At 47.9% G+C, this 13,783-nt stretch carries 18 protein-coding genes and 10 tRNA genes; 4 read left to right on the top strand and 24 right to left on the bottom strand.

Features of this window, described 5'->3' with window-relative positions:
• Positions 1-106: 106 nt before the first annotated feature.
• From KNQ18_RS14460 to acpS, 19 genes are all read right to left on the bottom strand, one after another.
• Positions 107-183, bottom strand: a tRNA-Ile gene (locus KNQ18_RS14460).
• Positions 184-201: 18 nt separating this feature from the next.
• A tRNA-Arg gene (locus tag KNQ18_RS14455) sits at positions 202-278 on the bottom strand.
• Positions 279-282: 4 nt separating this feature from the next.
• Positions 283-369 (bottom strand) — tRNA-Leu (locus KNQ18_RS14450).
• A gap of 17 nt (positions 370-386) precedes the next feature.
• Positions 387-462 (bottom strand) — tRNA-Lys (locus tag KNQ18_RS14445).
• A 7-nt stretch (positions 463-469) separates the two neighbouring features.
• Positions 470-541, bottom strand: a tRNA-Gln gene (locus tag KNQ18_RS14440).
• A 4-nt stretch (positions 542-545) separates the two neighbouring features.
• Positions 546-621: transfer RNA gene (locus tag KNQ18_RS14435), tRNA-Asp, on the bottom strand.
• Positions 622-657: 36 nt separating this feature from the next.
• A tRNA-Val gene (locus KNQ18_RS14430) sits at positions 658-733 on the bottom strand.
• A gap of 3 nt (positions 734-736) precedes the next feature.
• Positions 737-811 (bottom strand) — tRNA-Glu (locus KNQ18_RS14425).
• A 49-nt stretch (positions 812-860) separates the two neighbouring features.
• Positions 861-952: transfer RNA gene (locus KNQ18_RS14420), tRNA-Ser, on the bottom strand.
• 7 nt (positions 953-959) lie between these two features.
• Positions 960-1,034: transfer RNA gene (locus tag KNQ18_RS14415), tRNA-Asn, on the bottom strand.
• A gap of 149 nt (positions 1,035-1,183) precedes the next feature.
• Positions 1,184-1,624 (bottom strand): SprT family protein, encoded by a 441-nt coding sequence (locus tag KNQ18_RS14410; RefSeq protein ID WP_195865960.1) that lies wholly within the window; start codon positions 1,622-1,624, stop codon positions 1,184-1,186.
• On the bottom strand, positions 1,621-3,741 hold the full coding sequence (locus tag KNQ18_RS14405; RefSeq protein ID WP_214772228.1) for a Tex family protein: 2,121 nt from the start codon (positions 3,739-3,741) through the stop codon (positions 1,621-1,623). Before KNQ18_RS14405 ends, KNQ18_RS14410 begins: the two co-directional genes overlap by 4 nt.
• Positions 3,742-3,804: 63 nt before the next feature.
• Complete coding sequence (gene sigB / locus KNQ18_RS14400) at positions 3,805-4,602, bottom strand: RNA polymerase sigma factor SigB (RefSeq protein WP_023469620.1); 798 nt, start codon at positions 4,600-4,602, stop codon at positions 3,805-3,807.
• A complete protein-coding gene (gene rsbW / locus KNQ18_RS14395) occupies positions 4,568-5,050 on the bottom strand; it encodes an anti-sigma B factor RsbW (RefSeq protein WP_023469621.1) in 483 nt (160 codons plus the stop codon). The genes sigB and rsbW overlap by 35 nt, the downstream gene beginning before the upstream one ends.
• Positions 5,047-5,373 (bottom strand): STAS domain-containing protein, encoded by a 327-nt coding sequence (locus tag KNQ18_RS14390; protein WP_023469622.1) that lies wholly within the window; start codon positions 5,371-5,373, stop codon positions 5,047-5,049. The genes rsbW and KNQ18_RS14390 overlap by 4 nt, the downstream gene beginning before the upstream one ends.
• Positions 5,374-5,567: 194 nt before the next feature.
• A complete protein-coding gene (locus KNQ18_RS14385) occupies positions 5,568-5,918 on the bottom strand; it encodes a type II toxin-antitoxin system PemK/MazF family toxin (RefSeq protein ID WP_023469623.1) in 351 nt (116 codons plus the stop codon).
• Between the two features lie 3 nt (positions 5,919-5,921).
• Positions 5,922-6,146, bottom strand: a complete 225-nt coding sequence (locus KNQ18_RS14380) for a hypothetical protein (protein WP_023469624.1) — start codon at positions 6,144-6,146, stop codon at positions 5,922-5,924.
• A gap of 139 nt (positions 6,147-6,285) precedes the next feature.
• The gene (gene alr / locus KNQ18_RS14375) at positions 6,286-7,359 is read right to left on the bottom strand and encodes an alanine racemase (protein WP_214725070.1); all 1,074 of its coding nucleotides are present in this window, start codon (positions 7,357-7,359) and stop codon (positions 6,286-6,288) included.
• A complete protein-coding gene (gene acpS / locus KNQ18_RS14370) occupies positions 7,337-7,717 on the bottom strand; it encodes a holo-ACP synthase (protein WP_050679019.1) in 381 nt (126 codons plus the stop codon). The genes alr and acpS overlap by 23 nt, the downstream gene beginning before the upstream one ends.
• Positions 7,718-7,785: 68 nt before the next feature.
• Between acpS and KNQ18_RS14365 the strand changes: the two genes are divergently transcribed.
• The gene (locus KNQ18_RS14365) at positions 7,786-8,526 is read left to right on the top strand and encodes a rhomboid family intramembrane serine protease (RefSeq protein WP_064300646.1); all 741 of its coding nucleotides are present in this window, start codon (positions 7,786-7,788) and stop codon (positions 8,524-8,526) included.
• Positions 8,527-8,965: 439 nt separating this feature from the next.
• Here KNQ18_RS14365 and KNQ18_RS14360 read toward each other — a convergent pair whose 3' ends face one another.
• The 3 genes from KNQ18_RS14360 to KNQ18_RS14350 are packed head-to-tail and all read right to left on the bottom strand — an operon-like array spanning position 8,966 to position 10,014.
• Positions 8,966-9,229, bottom strand: a complete 264-nt coding sequence (locus KNQ18_RS14360) for a hypothetical protein (protein ID WP_023469628.1) — start codon at positions 9,227-9,229, stop codon at positions 8,966-8,968.
• Between the two features lie 19 nt (positions 9,230-9,248).
• Positions 9,249-9,749, bottom strand: a complete 501-nt coding sequence (locus KNQ18_RS14355) for a hypothetical protein (RefSeq protein WP_023469629.1) — start codon at positions 9,747-9,749, stop codon at positions 9,249-9,251.
• A complete protein-coding gene (locus tag KNQ18_RS14350) occupies positions 9,739-10,014 on the bottom strand; it encodes a 4a-hydroxytetrahydrobiopterin dehydratase (protein ID WP_023469630.1) in 276 nt (91 codons plus the stop codon). Before KNQ18_RS14350 ends, KNQ18_RS14355 begins: the two co-directional genes overlap by 11 nt.
• Before the next feature lie 163 nt (positions 10,015-10,177).
• Between KNQ18_RS14350 and KNQ18_RS14345 the strand changes: the two genes are divergently transcribed.
• Entirely contained in the window at positions 10,178-10,711 is a 534-nt protein-coding gene (locus KNQ18_RS14345; protein ID WP_050678478.1) for a cysteine hydrolase family protein, read from the top strand.
• A gap of 17 nt (positions 10,712-10,728) precedes the next feature.
• Entirely contained in the window at positions 10,729-12,180 is a 1,452-nt protein-coding gene (locus KNQ18_RS14340) for a nicotinate phosphoribosyltransferase (protein WP_029342847.1), read from the top strand.
• 50 nt (positions 12,181-12,230) lie between these two features.
• On the opposite strand, the gene KNQ18_RS14335 is transcribed toward KNQ18_RS14340, so the two are convergent.
• Complete coding sequence (locus KNQ18_RS14335; protein WP_029342848.1) at positions 12,231-12,557, bottom strand: hypothetical protein; 327 nt, start codon at positions 12,555-12,557, stop codon at positions 12,231-12,233.
• 142 nt (positions 12,558-12,699) lie between these two features.
• Here KNQ18_RS14335 and KNQ18_RS14330 point away from each other — a divergent pair, with 142 nt between their 5' ends.
• The gene (locus KNQ18_RS14330; protein ID WP_023469634.1) at positions 12,700-13,191 is read left to right on the top strand and encodes a YwpF family protein; all 492 of its coding nucleotides are present in this window, start codon (positions 12,700-12,702) and stop codon (positions 13,189-13,191) included.
• On the opposite strand, the gene KNQ18_RS14325 is transcribed toward KNQ18_RS14330, so the two are convergent.
• A complete protein-coding gene (locus KNQ18_RS14325) occupies positions 13,188-13,778 on the bottom strand; it encodes a histidine phosphatase family protein (RefSeq protein WP_058705196.1) in 591 nt (196 codons plus the stop codon). The genes KNQ18_RS14330 and KNQ18_RS14325 overlap by 4 nt on opposite strands.
• Positions 13,779-13,783: the final 5 nt, after the last annotated feature.

The raw sequence follows: 13,783 nt of genomic DNA, 5'->3' as shown, positions 1-13,783 counted from the left end.
AGTCACGATTGACGAAGCTTGCGCTTCATTCGTTTTTGTATTCCGTAGAATACGATTTTTGCCTCATCGTTCAGTTTTCAAAGTTCGTCATTGTTTGTTTTGAAAATGGTGGGCCTAAGTGGACTCGAACCACCGACCTCACGCTTATCAGGCGTGCGCTCTAACCAGCTGAGCTATAGGCCCGTCAAAGCAAACAAAATATGGTGCACCCTGAGAGATTCGAACTCCCGACCCCTTGATTCGTAGTCAAGTACTCTATCCAGCTGAGCTAAGGGTGCGATATGGTGCGGTCGAGAGGACTTGAACCTCCACGATGTTGCCACCACTAGGCCCTCAACCTAGCGCGTCTACCGATTCCGCCACGACCGCAAATATGAAATTAAAAATGGTGTGTCATGCAGGATTCGAACCTGCGACCCTCTGATTAAAAGTCAGATGCTCTACCAACTGAGCTAATGACACATAAAAACTGGGCTGGAAGGGATCGAACCTTCGCGTGCTGGAATCAAAATCCAGTGCCTTACCACTTGGCTACAGCCCAAAAATGGCGGTCCTGACGGGATTCGAACCCGCGATCTCCTGCGTGACAGGCAGGCATGTTAACCGCTACACCACAGGACCGCAATTTGAAGTTGTAAACAACTCTTTAAAAAGAAATGGTGGAGGATGACGGGATCGAACCGCCGACCCCCTGCTTGTAAGGCAGGTGCTCTCCCAGCTGAGCTAATCCTCCATATGGTGACCCGTACGGGATTCGAACCCGTGTTACCGCCGTGAAAGGGCGGTGTCTTAACCGCTTGACCAACGGGCCATATCGTAATTAATAATTATTCTCAAGAAACATTTTCACATAAGAGGTCTGGCGGAGATGGAGGGATTCGAACCCTCGCACCAGTTTCCCGGCCTACACCCTTAGCAGGGGCGCCCCTTATAGCCACTTGGGTACATCTCCAAAAGAATGGCTCCGCAAGTAGGATTTGAACCTACGACCTACCGGTTAACAGCCGGTTGCTCTACCGCTGAGCTATTGCGGAACGTTACGTTCTGTTCGGAACACTTTTATATAGTAGCAACTTTTTTTCTTTCCGTCAATGCTTTTTTAAAAAAGTTTTTAGCGACGATAAGTTGTTTAGTTGCTGTCGTTTTGACGACTTCTATAATTTATCATGCTCCGAAATGAACGTCAACTACTTTTGTAAAAAATCTTTCCACGACACCGACCACATCGATATCTTTCCGTATTCATGCGTCTTTTCCTTCTATATAATGTGCTGCATTTCTCACATTCATAAAGATAGGATTTTTTTTCGTCTTCTTGTCTTCTGGGACTGTATCGAAGCCCACCATAGCGCTCTAACCATTCCTTGAAGTCTTGATCTTGATGACGGTGTCCCATTCCTGCTAGATGTAAATGATAGTGACATAGTTCATGAATCACGATTCCGCGGAAGACTTTCATGTCATCGATATATCGTTTATTGAAGTCTAAATGGTGATCGCCTAAGAAGTAGCGACCACCTGTCGTCTTCAGTCGTGGATTAAAATAAGCTTCATGTCGAAACGGTAAGGAAAATACGTCGAGCGAAAGTTGCTCGACGTATCGTTGTAATTGTTCATTCGTCATTTCGGCGGAACCAGTGTCAAACCAATGCGTCCCCGCTCTGGTTCAACATTCGTCACCCATACCGTCACGATATCCCCGACAGCGACGACATCAAGTGGATGTTTGACACGCTTACGACTAAGCTTCGAGATATGAATCAAGCCATTCTCTTTCACTCCGATATCAACGAACGCACCAAAATCAAGAACATTCCGGACCGTCCCTTGGAACTCCATCCCGACTTGGATCATATCCATCGATAGAACATCTTGGCGAAGCAACGGTTTATCGAGCGCTTCCCGTGGATCACGACCCGGACGTTGTAACGCTTCGATGATATCACGTAATGTCGGTTCTCCGATCTCGAGCGTCTGTGCCATCTCCGGTAATGACAATGTAGACAATTGTTCCCGCACCGTATCCGTTCCAACTTGATCAAGTGTTAAGCCTAATGTCTTGAACAACTTCTCGACTGTTTTGTACTGCTCTGGATGAATCGGCGTCCGGTCGAGCGGATGCGTACCTTCTAGAATTCGCAGGAATCCTGCAGCCTGTTCATATGCCTTTGCACCAAGACGAGGAACTTTCAATAATTCCTGACGCGTCTTGAACGTTCCAAGTTCCGAGCGACGTTCGACGATTTTTTTCGCCGTCGCTTTCGTGATTCCTGCGACATAACTCAAAAGCGGTTCTGACGCTGTATTAACATCAACTCCGACTTGGTTGACGACCGTCTCGACGACGAAATCAAGTGTCTCCTTCAGTTTCGTTTGCGAGACATCATGTTGATATTGACCGACTCCGACAGACTGCGGGTCGACTTTGACGAGTTCAGCCAGTGGATCTTGCAGGCGACGCGCAATCGAAATCGCGGATCGTTGTTCGACTTGAAGCTCCGGAAACTCCGTCCGGGCAATCTCTGAAGCAGAATAAATACTTGCCCCTGCCTCGTCGACGATCGTAAAGGCGATATCTTTTTGCCCCTGCATCCAGTCCGCAACGAATGCTTCTGTTTCCCGCGAAGCTGTACCATTGCCGATTGCAATCAATTCGATCCCGTATGTATCGACGAGCTGCGAAAGAGTTTGGCGTGCTTCTTTTGCTTTTTGTTCTGACATCGTCACGTAGATGACGCCGACTTCCTTCATTTCACCTGTCGGATCGATGACTGCCCACTTACATCCTGTCCGGTAAGCCGGATCCAGTCCCAACATGACTTTCCCTTTCATCGGTGGCTGCATGTAGAGTTGGCGGAGGTTCTTACCAAAGACGTCGATTGCTTGGAGCTCTGCCTTTTCCGTCAGTTCATTGCGAATTTCTCGTTCGATGGCAGGGAAGACGGATTTTTTATAGCCCGTCGTGATCGCCGCTTCGACGATATCGCGTTTCTTTGGCGCCAGTTGTGCGTATGAACGAAGCAATGTTGGTAAAACCTGCTGTTCCTCTAACACGACTTTCACAGAGACGATTTTCAATGCTTCCGCACGGTTAATCGCAAGAATCCGGTGCGGAACGATCTGTTGAATCCGTTCACTGTAGGCATAATACTGTGCAAATACACCTTTTTCATCGACTGCATCCTTTTTCTGTTTCGTAACGATTTCTGCTGAACGGCGCATTTGCTTACGAATGAACTCACGCACCGTCGCTTGTTCGCCCCACTCCTCGGCAATGATCGATTGTGCCCCGGTAAGAGCTTCTTCCGGATCCAGCCCATTGCTCAAGCGATGGAATGTCGCTTCATCATAAGCAGACTTGTCGCGGAACCAGTCAGCAAGTGGTGCAAGCCCTGCTTCCCGTGCAATTTCCGCCTTTGTCCGACGTTTTGGTCGAAACGGTAAATAGATATCTTCGACTTGTTGTAACGTCGTCGCTTCCTCGAGCGTTCGACGGAGTTCCGGCGTCAATGCACCTTGCTCCTCGATTTTTTCAAGGACGTCACTCCGTCTACTTTCAAGTTGTGTTAATTGTTTATGTCGATCAAGAATCGCTTTGATCGCGACCTCATCGAGTTCACCTGTCTGTTCTTTTCGGTAGCGGGCGATGAACGGAATCGTACCGCCTTCTTCCGTCAATTGTAAGACTGCCTTCACTTGCGCAGGACGTACATTCAATTCACTTGCGATTCTCTTTTCCATCTGCTTCACCTCTCATTCATTATACCGAAGAACGCATGGAAAAGAAAAAAGACTGACACAAGGTCAGTCTTTTGAGAATACTTCATTTGGTTCGACTTTGATCGCTTCACGTAACTTCTGCAAAGCACGTCGTTGGAGACGGGAAACGTGCATTTGTGAAATGCCGAGTAATTCGCCCGTTTCTTTTTGACTCATATTGCGGTAGTAGGCACATTCGAGAATCGAACGTTCGCGGTCCGTTAAGACAGCAAATGCCTTTTCAAGAATCAGACGCTGATCGACGGAGTCGTAGCCGTTTTCTTGATTCCCGACGAGGTCGAGTAACGTAACGGTACTACCTTCCTGATCTGCCTCAATCGAACTATCGACGGATAATGCTTGATAGCTTTTACCCATCTCAAGTGTTTCGAGGACTTCCTCTTCCGATACTTCAAGACGCGCAGCAATTTCATCAATGCGCGGAGAGCGTTGCAACTCCGTCGTCAATTCTTCCACTGCTTTCTTGATTTTCGGTCCGAGTTCCTTAATGCGACGTGGAACGTGGACGCTCCATGTCTTATCGCGGATGAAACGTTTGATTTCACCGATGATCGTCGGAACAGCAAACGACTCAAAACTGCGACCGAATTCTTTATCGAAGCGGCGAAGCGCTGCGAGCAACCCAATCATACCGACCTGAACGAGATCGTCATGAATCGGTCGACCACGCGAGAACTTCCGGGCCAAAGCTTCTACCAAGTCTGAATAACGCTCGAGTAATGCCGCATGCACTTCCTCATCTTGGTCGTCCTGCTGATACAAATCAATCAGTCGAAGTACTTCATCATCACTGTGATGGCGTTGTTGAGACTTTGCTGGCACTTTGACCCACCTCATCTCTATTCATATATTTTGTCATATGGACAGTGACGCCGTTCGCTTTCTCGATCGTTACTTGATCCATCAATGCTTCGATCATCAAGATGCCGAGTCCTCCTTCATGCAAGGAATCGAGATCGTGTGCATCCGTAATCGGTTCACTTTGGCGTTTGACCTCATCTTTATCGAACGTAATGCCGTTATCCTTGACGACAATCTCGAGACGATCATCTGGATAGACGTTACATGTCAAGGCGATGCTACCATCTTCTTTTCCTTCGTACGCATGTTGAACAGCGTTCGCGCATGCTTCCGAGACAGCGATCTTGATATCTTCGATGTCATCATACGTATATCCCATCCGGTTCGCGACGCCTGAAACCGTCAAACGAGCAATGGCTACATATTCCGGTTTTGCCGGTAATGTCATGTTTAGTTGTTCGTTCTTCATTGCGTTCCACCTCTTACACCACTATCGATTGTAATGATGCTTGAAAGACCTGTGATTTCGAATAGACGACGGATGCGTTCAGAAACGCCGACTAGCGTGAACGATGTACCGTTCTTTTTCGCTGCTTTGAGCGCTCCGACGAACACGCCGAGGCCTGTCGAATCCATGTAGTGTACTTCGTCCAAATGGACGACGACATCGTTTGTTTCAACTGCCGGGACTAGTTCTTGGCGAAGCTTTGGTGCTGTATACGTATCAATCTCACCTGCGATATAAAGATGCGTCTGACCGTCAAGCTGCTCTGTTTTAATTGTTAAATCCATCTTCAAGTTCCTCCTCAAGGAAAATCTGTCTATGTGGTCTTGCTATTCATCCTACCTCATCCCTTTATAAAAAGGTCACTTGGGTATGTTTCCCCGAAGTGAAAACTTTAAAACCTATTTTATAAAAAAAGAGGTCAAAAAAAGTCGCATACGCTAGTATCGACTCTTCTTGTGTTGCGCTTCTATGTAAGTGCCTAAAAATCAACCAAGCCTAAGCTGATTGCGACGGCACTATTTACCTTCATCATCGTGTCTGGATCTAGATGTGTGACTTTATCCGTTAGACGGCGTTTATCAATTGTCCGGATTTGCTCAAGTAAGATGACCGAATCACGTTCTAATCCGTGTCGCTCTCGATATACTTCCACATGGGTCGGTAGTTTGGCTTTGTCGATCTGTGCCGTGATCGCAGCCACGATGACTGTCGGGCTGAATCGGTTACCAATATCATTTTGTAGAACAAGCACGGGACGAACTCCCCCTTGTTCCGATCCGACCACAGGTGACAAATTTGCATAAAACACGTCGCCACGTTTGACTATCAAAGCTTACACCCCGCTTACTTGACGTAGGAGTGAGAACTCCGCCTCCGTTTCAATCTGGAACATTTCGCCAACGATCGATAAATTGATTGCTGCCATTTCTTCGTAACCACGCTTCAATTCCTCACGTAGCTGACGCTTGCGTTCTTCGGTCGTATGGTTCGACTTCATCCCAATCGTCTCCTTCGCTACATTTCGCTCAACAAACTGCATTTCCCGTTGTTGGACCAAGATAATGGCACCTCCAGATTCACTGAAACCTTAACGAACGACTCACTTTCTACTTCAATATATCAGTCGAATTCAGAAAATACAATCAAAATTCAAACAAATAACATATTTTTGCCATCTTATTGATGTCTTGTACGAATCATTGACGCGGAACACGCTTCGAGAATTGACACAGAACTTCATAGTTGATCGTCCCGAGCCAATGGGCTGCTTCCTCGATTGGTGCCCCTTCTCCAATCAAGATGACTTCCGTCCCAATCGGATATTCCCGCGGTAAACGAATCATGAGCCGATCCATGCAGACACGACCGACGATTTCGCACGGCAGACCGTCTACGATCAACGAATAGCCTTGGAACTTGCGTGACCAGCCATCCGCGTAACCAATCGGAACGGTACCGATCCATTCATCCGTCGGCGCTGTATAAGTCGCTCCGTAACTGATCGTTTGACCCGGCTCGACTTGTTTGACCTGCATCAAACGACTTTTCAGTGAAAACGCTGGTTTTAAGAACTCGTAATGTCCTGCCATCTCATCCGACGGCATCACCCCGTATAACGCGATACCGACTCGTACGACGTTAAACGGCGCTTGACCTGCTAAGCGAATCGCTGCCGCCGAATTGGCACAGTGGACGTAACGGATATCCGGTACTAGTGCGACATACGATAAAAACGTCTTGAGCTGGCGCTCGAATAACTGACTGTTCAGCTCGTCAGCAGTCGCGAAATGCGTATAGATGCCTTCGAGTTCGACGAGATCATCATCGCACTCAGCAAGAATTCGCTTCAACTCATCGACATGTTGTAGTCCGAGTCGTCCCATTCCCGTATCGATCTTGATATGCAAGCGGAGATGATCGATTTCCGTCAAATGACGTTTCGCTTCCTGAAGCCAATCGGCTGAAAAGACAGGAACGGCGACATCATAATTCGAAGCGACTGGTGCATGTTCTGGTAGTAAGGCTTCAAGCATCAGAATCGGTGCTTGGATGCCCGCTTCTCGTAACTCAATCGCTTCTTCAAGGAGTGCGACAGCGAGTAAGTCGGCTCCGTTCTCAAGAGCGATTTCAGCGACTGTCACTGCCCCGTGACCATAGCCGTCCGCTTTGACGACTGCCATCACCTGTTGCTCGCCCATCCGTGTTTTGATTTCGCGTATATTATGTGCGATCGCTTCCCGATCGATTTCAATCCAAGTTGGTCGGTACATCCCATTCCCTCTTCTCTAATAAGACTTGCGCAGATGCATAATGCTCAGAATGTGTGATCGAGACGTGGATGACGCCATCGAATGGTCCACTCATGATCGGTCGCCCCGTCTCATCGTTTAAGACTTCAACGTCTTGCCAAGAGACTTCTTTTCCGACGCCAGTTCCGAATGCTTTGACGAACGCTTCCTTTGCGGCGAAACGTCCAGCGAGATACTCGATGCGACGATGTCCCGAGAGCGATTGAAATCGTTCCTGCTCTGCCTGGGTTAAGATTCTCCCAGCAAAACGTGGCTGTCGCTCGAGCGTTTGCTCGATTCGATTCAGTTCGACCAAATCGATTCCAATTCCATAAATCATCTGAGACGCCTCCACAGTTCTATTCTTCGCCATCTTCATATAGAATGAAGATGAAGCGAGGTGTTGTCATGTTTAGTCGAACGGAAAACCTACAAACGTTCACACGTTCTTATCCGGTCGTTTCGTTGTTCATTTTAATCCAAGTTGCCCTGTTTGTCATCGAACAGTTGGGCCCACTCCTTAATCTGACATTCTCTCCTCTAAATGCAGGGGCATCCATCAATCTCTTAATCGAACAAGGTGAATGGTGGCGTGTCGTCACAGCAACGTTCTTGCATTACGATTTTTGGCACATTGCGTTCAATACGTTTGCTCTCGTCATCTTCGCTCCACCGCTTGAGCGGATGATTGGTCATGGTCGATTTGCAGCCTTTTACTTGCTCGTTGGTACGCTCGCGAACATCTTGACGTACTTCACGAAAATCAACGAACCGTTTTATGGTCAAGCTGGAGCATCGGGTGCCATTCTTGGTTTGCTTGGTTTTTATGTCTACTTGAGTCGATTCAAGCGGACGGTCATCCTAGCAGACGATACACGTCTTGTGTATATCTTTACTGCGGTCACGGCAGTCTTTACCTTGCTCGGATCGAACGTTGCTGTCTTTGGTCACTTGTACGGTTTCGTCCTCGGATTCCTCTTTGGATTCGTCTTTGGTAATCGTGCCGTCCCATTCACACGTCCGTTCCAAACCGGTCGTCGTTCGAGCGGTGGACCTGTCTTCGTAAGCGGTTCTGGTCAACTTGGTCGGATCTTCTTCTATATCATCATCGCGTTTGCCGTACTCGGATTATTCTTCCGTTACTTGTAAACCAGCATGCAAAAAGGACTCCGCTACACACTCGAGTTCTTGCAGATTGTAGATAAAAGGGCTGACTCAAAAAATGACGCATCTTTTCACGCCCTTTCCTCAGGCGAGACACAAGCCAGTTTTCCCGCTCCATTCGAGCAGGAAAACGGGTCTTGTTTGTCTCTGACAGCGCAAAATCGCGTTTTTTCCTGTAGGAGTGGCGTATGACGCGTCATTCTTTTGATACTCGGAAGAAGTAGTAGAGAAGTATTTTGTTCCCTCGACATCGCTTCCTAGGGAAAAACAAGCAAGAGCGACCCTGCAGCGAAGCGGCGCGATGCTTGTCCCAGGAAAACGATGCGAGACGAACAAAAAAAGCGTAATCCTTCTCGTTAGAGAAAAATTACACTTTGTCTTCAGTCTCAAAGGACTCCGCTACACGCGTGAGTCCTTTTTTTGCTTATTTGCGAAGTACTTCTGCTAAGTCCTTCACGTCGTCAATCAGGTTATGGATTGTTTCCTGATTGTCCGTATAGAGTGCTTTTAGTTCTTCAAAGCGCCCTTTTGGATCTTGTTTGACAGCAGACAATTGTGTTCCTGCGCCGCTGAATGTCCGTTTCACTGCTGCAAACTGCGCTTGGCGCGTATCTTTATGCAGTAGTGATAAAGTAGCGCCGACAAGTGCGCCACCAAGTGTTGCTACGACAAAATAGTTCTTCTTCATCTGTTAGTCCCCCTGCATCTCACTCATTTGTTGGTGGTACGATTTGATACCGTTTCATGACGGGAGAAGGCGCGAACGACTTCCCTGCCTCTTCAGCATACTGGTCTACCGTAAGACGTTCAACTGATTTTGCATAACGAGCTCCGTCCCCTGTCTCTTGGAACTGAATCAATAAGGCAAGATCCGTTCCCTTCTCGACACGTCCAATCCGAAATGCCTGGAAGCCACCATATTCTGCTCCGATGACTTTCGGATTCGACATCACTTGATGTACGAATAGATCCCCGCTATTTTGATCTGCCGGAATCGACCAGTAGAAGAGACTGCCTTCGTCCGAAAAATTGCCACGTGATTCGAGCAACGTATAGGTATTGCCACTTTGAAAAGGTGATTTCGAGTCCGTCTCCATCCAGAGGATGGCATCGCCGCTTCCGCTAGCGACACGAATATGAGCATCACGGGAACGAATTTGTTCAACGAACGAACCGCTACCGAATGTAATCGAAAGTTTAGATGGCATCACAGGCCTCCGCAAGTTGAAAGTCTTTTTCCGTCAATCCGTTTTCATCATGAGTCGTCGCTGCAAGTGTGACGTTTTTATAGTCGATCACGATCCTTGGATGATGATTCAAGTTTTCAGCGATACTTCCGACTTCTTGTACGAAATCCAGTGCCGCAGGAAACGATGCAAGTGTATAAGTCCGGACGATTTCATCATCCACGACACTCCAATCCTGCAACCGCTCAAGACGCTCTTCCACTTCATACTCATTCAACCTAGCCATCCCTTTCTCCTCCTCTACTATCATTTTCGTCCTATACCTTATACCCCATTCTTTTACTTCTCTATACCTGTTTGTATCCGATTTCTTCCTTTTGCCTTCTGTGTGAGATAGAGTACAATGTGAAAGAGAACACTAATTCAAAATCGGAAAGGGGCTTACGCATATGCGCGCTCTGATTGTCATTGATTACACGATCGATTTCGTTGCTGACGAAGGAAAGCTGACTTGCGGAAAACCAGGACAAGCGATTGAAGAACGGATCGCTACGTTGATGGAGGAGTTTTCAACGGAAGATTACGTAGTCATCGCTAACGATATTCACGAAGAAGGCGATACATTCCACCCGGAAACCGTCCTCTTCCCGCCACATAATATCCGCGGAACACATGGACGTGATCTATTCGGGAAAGTCGCAGCCATGGCACGGGTCGCCGATCACGTTATCGACAAGACGCGTTACAGTGCGTTCGCCGGGACGGACCTTGATTTACGCTTGCGTGAACGCGGTATCCGCGAAGTCCACCTCGTCGGTGTCTGTACGGATATTTGTGTCCTTCATACAGCTGTCGATGCCTACAATCTCGGGTATCGTATCGTCGTCCATGCCGATGCGGTCGCAAGCTTTAACGCGACTGGTCACGAGTGGGCGCTTACACATTTTAAACAATCGATCGGCGCAGAAGTCGTCGGCGAATAAGAAGGGATCTGTCCGTCATGTTACAACGTAATCTTGCACTCCATACCGATCTGTACTTACCACGGTGGATGTATATCTATTGGAAAGAAGGACGTCATAATGAACGTGCCGTCTTTGATGTTTACTACCGTTCGAATCCGTTCGCAGGAGGCTATGTCGTCTTTGCAGGTCTCGAAAATATCATCGAGTATATTCAAACACTCCGTTTCACGGAAGAAGATATCACGTACTTGCAAGAGATGATTGGCTTCCCGGATGAGTTCAAGGATGAACTGCGTCAGTTCAAGTTCAATGGCTCGATCTCAAGTGTCAAAGAAGGCGAAATCGTCTTCCCGAACGAACCACTGATTCGGATCGAGGCACGCATCTTTGAAGCGAAGCTCTTACAGACCGCGATTCTGAACATCGCGAACCACGAATCGCTCATCGCGACGAAGTACGCACGTATTCGTCAATCGGCTCCCCGTGCGAAGTTCCTCGAAGCTGGTGCCCGTCGCGCGCAAGGCATCGATGCCGCTTACTTCGGAACGCGTGCTTCGTACCTGGCTGGTTTTGACGTCACAAGCCTTGCTTCAGCAGGACGCGACTTCGGCATTCCGTGTGGTGGAACGATGGAACATGCTGACATTCAATTCCACGATGACGAATTGACGGCATTCCGGACATTCGCTTCTCATTATCCGGATCAGGCGACATTACTCGTCGATACGTACGATACGCTCAAGAGTGGTCTTCCGAATGCAATCACGGTTGCAAAGGAGCTCCAAGCCAAAGGGCATAAACTGCGTGGCATCCGGATCGATTCTGGCGACTTATCTTACTTGTCAAAACGTGCCCGTAACATGCTTGACGAAGCTGGCTTCCCGGAAGTCGACATCGTCTTGTCAGGGGACCTCGATGAGTACGTCATTCAGGACTTACGCATCCAAGGTGCCCAAGCCAATACATTCCTCGTCGGAACACGTGGTATTACAGCTTACGAACAACCGGCTCTTGGGATGGTTTATAAACTGGTCGCGCGTGAAGTAGATGGCGAGCTCGCACCCGTCATCAAAGTATCCTCGTCAAAAGCCAAGACGACGACACCTCACATCAAAGAAGTCTATCGCATCATTGATCCGGTGACGGATAAGTTCAAAGGCGATTACGTGACGTTGATGGACGAAGATCCGTCGACACTTGAAGCTGTCGATCTCATCGACGTCCGAGACCCATCGTTCCGAAATCGCATCGAACAGTTCAAGGTCGAGCGGTTACTTGAACCAATCTTCAAAGATGGAGAACTGGTCTATACGGTCCCAACGATTGAAGAAAGTCGCCACTTCCACGAAACACAGATCGGTCGTCTGTGGGAAGAGTACAAACGGCTGCGGTTGCCAGAGATTTATGCTGTCACATTCAGCGATCGTCTCTGGAAGCTCAAACTCGACATGATTCGGGACACTCGACTGGCAAGTGGGTTAAAATAAGACACAAAAAAGCGCCGTTCTTCCTCCATCGGGATGAACGGCGCTTTTTCTCATGTTAATCCTGCTTCGTTTCCGACAGGTGTCATTTCTGTTGGCGCTTGTTCCATCTTCTTACGAAAGTACCATGCGAAGCCAAGTGCACCTCCGATGAAGACGATATACGTGATGCGTTGACCGAATTCAGCTAAGGAATCCGCGTAGAAAATACTGATTAAATGATCACTTCCACTAATGAGTAGCAAACAGGCAATCAGGAGCGCAATGCGATATGCAAGCGTCGGGCGGTCTGTCGGTTCAGCATGCCAATACATGATGATATGGTGGGCAAGTAGAACGATACCCAGGATTCCTAATATTCCAATGAGTACTTGCGGCATAATGAACGATCCTCCTGTTTAGTAGTATCTAGTCTTATTTAAACATAGTTCATACGAATTTCGTCAGGAAAAGTTTCCCGTCTTACATTCCTCACGGTATACTGTAGGAAAATCGTAAGCGATCAAAGGAGGGCATTTTTTCATGAAAACCTTTAAGTTATGCACATTACGCATTTTAATGGATGAGTCAGGACGTGATACGACGATTCCCGTCGCCATTCAGGACGGATTGACGGTCAGTACCGAACAGACGGCACAGTGGGTTGCAGAAATCGTCGTTCCTCCGACGGATCAGCCGATCGTCGATGAATTGTTCACAAAACATTTACGTGCTTTGATTGAAATCACGATCTCACGACCTGATAATGACCCTGCCGCGATGATCGTCACGCCTCTTGAACGGACTGTCTTAAGCGAAAACGTCTCGTATGTCTTCACAGGTAAGATGGTCATGATGAAAAATGATTTATCTGAATCGATCTTACGCGAAGTCGTCGAAGATGGATTCGCTGGCGAAGAACTCGTTCAGGAGTATAAGGATCGTCGTTCAAAACGTGGTGCCCATATCACAAGTATCGCTAAAGAAACGTTCAAACAATATTTGACAGAGCATCCGAACACGCCCGTCTCTTAAGGTTTTTCGACCTCGTCCGTGATGTGGTCCGCTACGTTGATTCGATCAATCGTATAGCGATCCGTATGATGGATATAATTCGCACACGCGTTTTTCAAAGGTGTCCGGTAACTAAATGTCGCGTCAATCGATGATAATGCTGCCTTGATCGTATGCGAGTGACAGACGATTAGAATTCGTTTCCCTTCATACATGCGTGTCACTTCCTGTAGCGCCTCGAACACGCGATCCTGGATGGCTTGTTCCGTTTCAAGACCCGGCACAAGCGTCGTATCGTTCGCTTGAACGGCCTCGTAAATCGCTGCGACTGGTTCACCGGAAGCGGCTCCGAATTCGCGTTCGACAAGTCGCTCGTCTGTCGCTGTAATCGTTAAACCAACAGCACGACCGATGATTTCTGCTGTCTCAACGGCACGCGACAAGGGACTTGCTAACAAGACATCCCACTTTTCATTCGATAGATAAGCGGCGCTAAGTTCCGCTTGTCTTCTTCCTGTTGCATTCAACGGGATATCTTCTCTTCCTTGAATCCGTTCGTTTAAGTTCCAATCCGTCTGACCATGCCGCACTAAACAAATTTCAGTCATGTCTC

Origin of the sequence: Exiguobacterium sp. s78, assembly GCF_018618985.1 — a bacterium.
Taxonomy (GTDB): Bacteria; Bacillota; Bacilli; order Exiguobacteriales; family Exiguobacteriaceae; genus Exiguobacterium_A; species Exiguobacterium_A abrahamii.
Note: the sequence above shows the minus strand (reverse complement) of the source record. Positions and strands in the feature narration are given on the sequence as shown.

Coding starts and splice junctions, on each gene's coding strand:
- KNQ18_RS14410 (WP_195865960.1), bottom strand. CDS start 1,624: ATGACGAATGAACAATTACAACGATACGTCGAGCAACTTTCGCTCGAC.
- KNQ18_RS14405 (WP_214772228.1), bottom strand. CDS start 3,741: ATGGAAAAGAGAATCGCAAGTGAATTGAATGTACGTCCTGCGCAAGTG.
- rsbW (WP_023469621.1), bottom strand. CDS start 5,050: ATGAAGAACGAACAACTAAACATGACATTACCGGCAAAACCGGAATAT.
- KNQ18_RS14390 (WP_023469622.1), bottom strand. CDS start 5,373: ATGGATTTAACAATTAAAACAGAGCAGCTTGACGGTCAGACGCATCTT.
- alr (WP_214725070.1), bottom strand. CDS start 7,359: ATGTACCGACCAACTTGGATTGAAATCGATCGGGAAGCGATCGCACAT.
- acpS (WP_050679019.1), bottom strand. CDS start 7,717: ATGATTTATGGAATTGGAATCGATTTGGTCGAACTGAATCGAATCGAG.
- KNQ18_RS14365 (WP_064300646.1), top strand. CDS start 7,786: ATGTTTAGTCGAACGGAAAACCTACAAACGTTCACACGTTCTTATCCG.
- KNQ18_RS14360 (WP_023469628.1), bottom strand. CDS start 9,229: ATGAAGAAGAACTATTTTGTCGTAGCAACACTTGGTGGCGCACTTGTC.
- KNQ18_RS14355 (WP_023469629.1), bottom strand. CDS start 9,749: ATGCCATCTAAACTTTCGATTACATTCGGTAGCGGTTCGTTCGTTGAA.
- KNQ18_RS14350 (WP_023469630.1), bottom strand. CDS start 10,014: ATGGCTAGGTTGAATGAGTATGAAGTGGAAGAGCGTCTTGAGCGGTTG.
- KNQ18_RS14345 (WP_050678478.1), top strand. CDS start 10,178: ATGCGCGCTCTGATTGTCATTGATTACACGATCGATTTCGTTGCTGAC.
- KNQ18_RS14340 (WP_029342847.1), top strand. CDS start 10,729: ATGTTACAACGTAATCTTGCACTCCATACCGATCTGTACTTACCACGG.
- KNQ18_RS14335 (WP_029342848.1), bottom strand. CDS start 12,557: ATGCCGCAAGTACTCATTGGAATATTAGGAATCCTGGGTATCGTTCTA.
- KNQ18_RS14330 (WP_023469634.1), top strand. CDS start 12,700: ATGAAAACCTTTAAGTTATGCACATTACGCATTTTAATGGATGAGTCA.
- KNQ18_RS14325 (WP_058705196.1), bottom strand. CDS start 13,778: ATGACTGAAATTTGTTTAGTGCGGCATGGTCAGACGGATTGGAACTTA.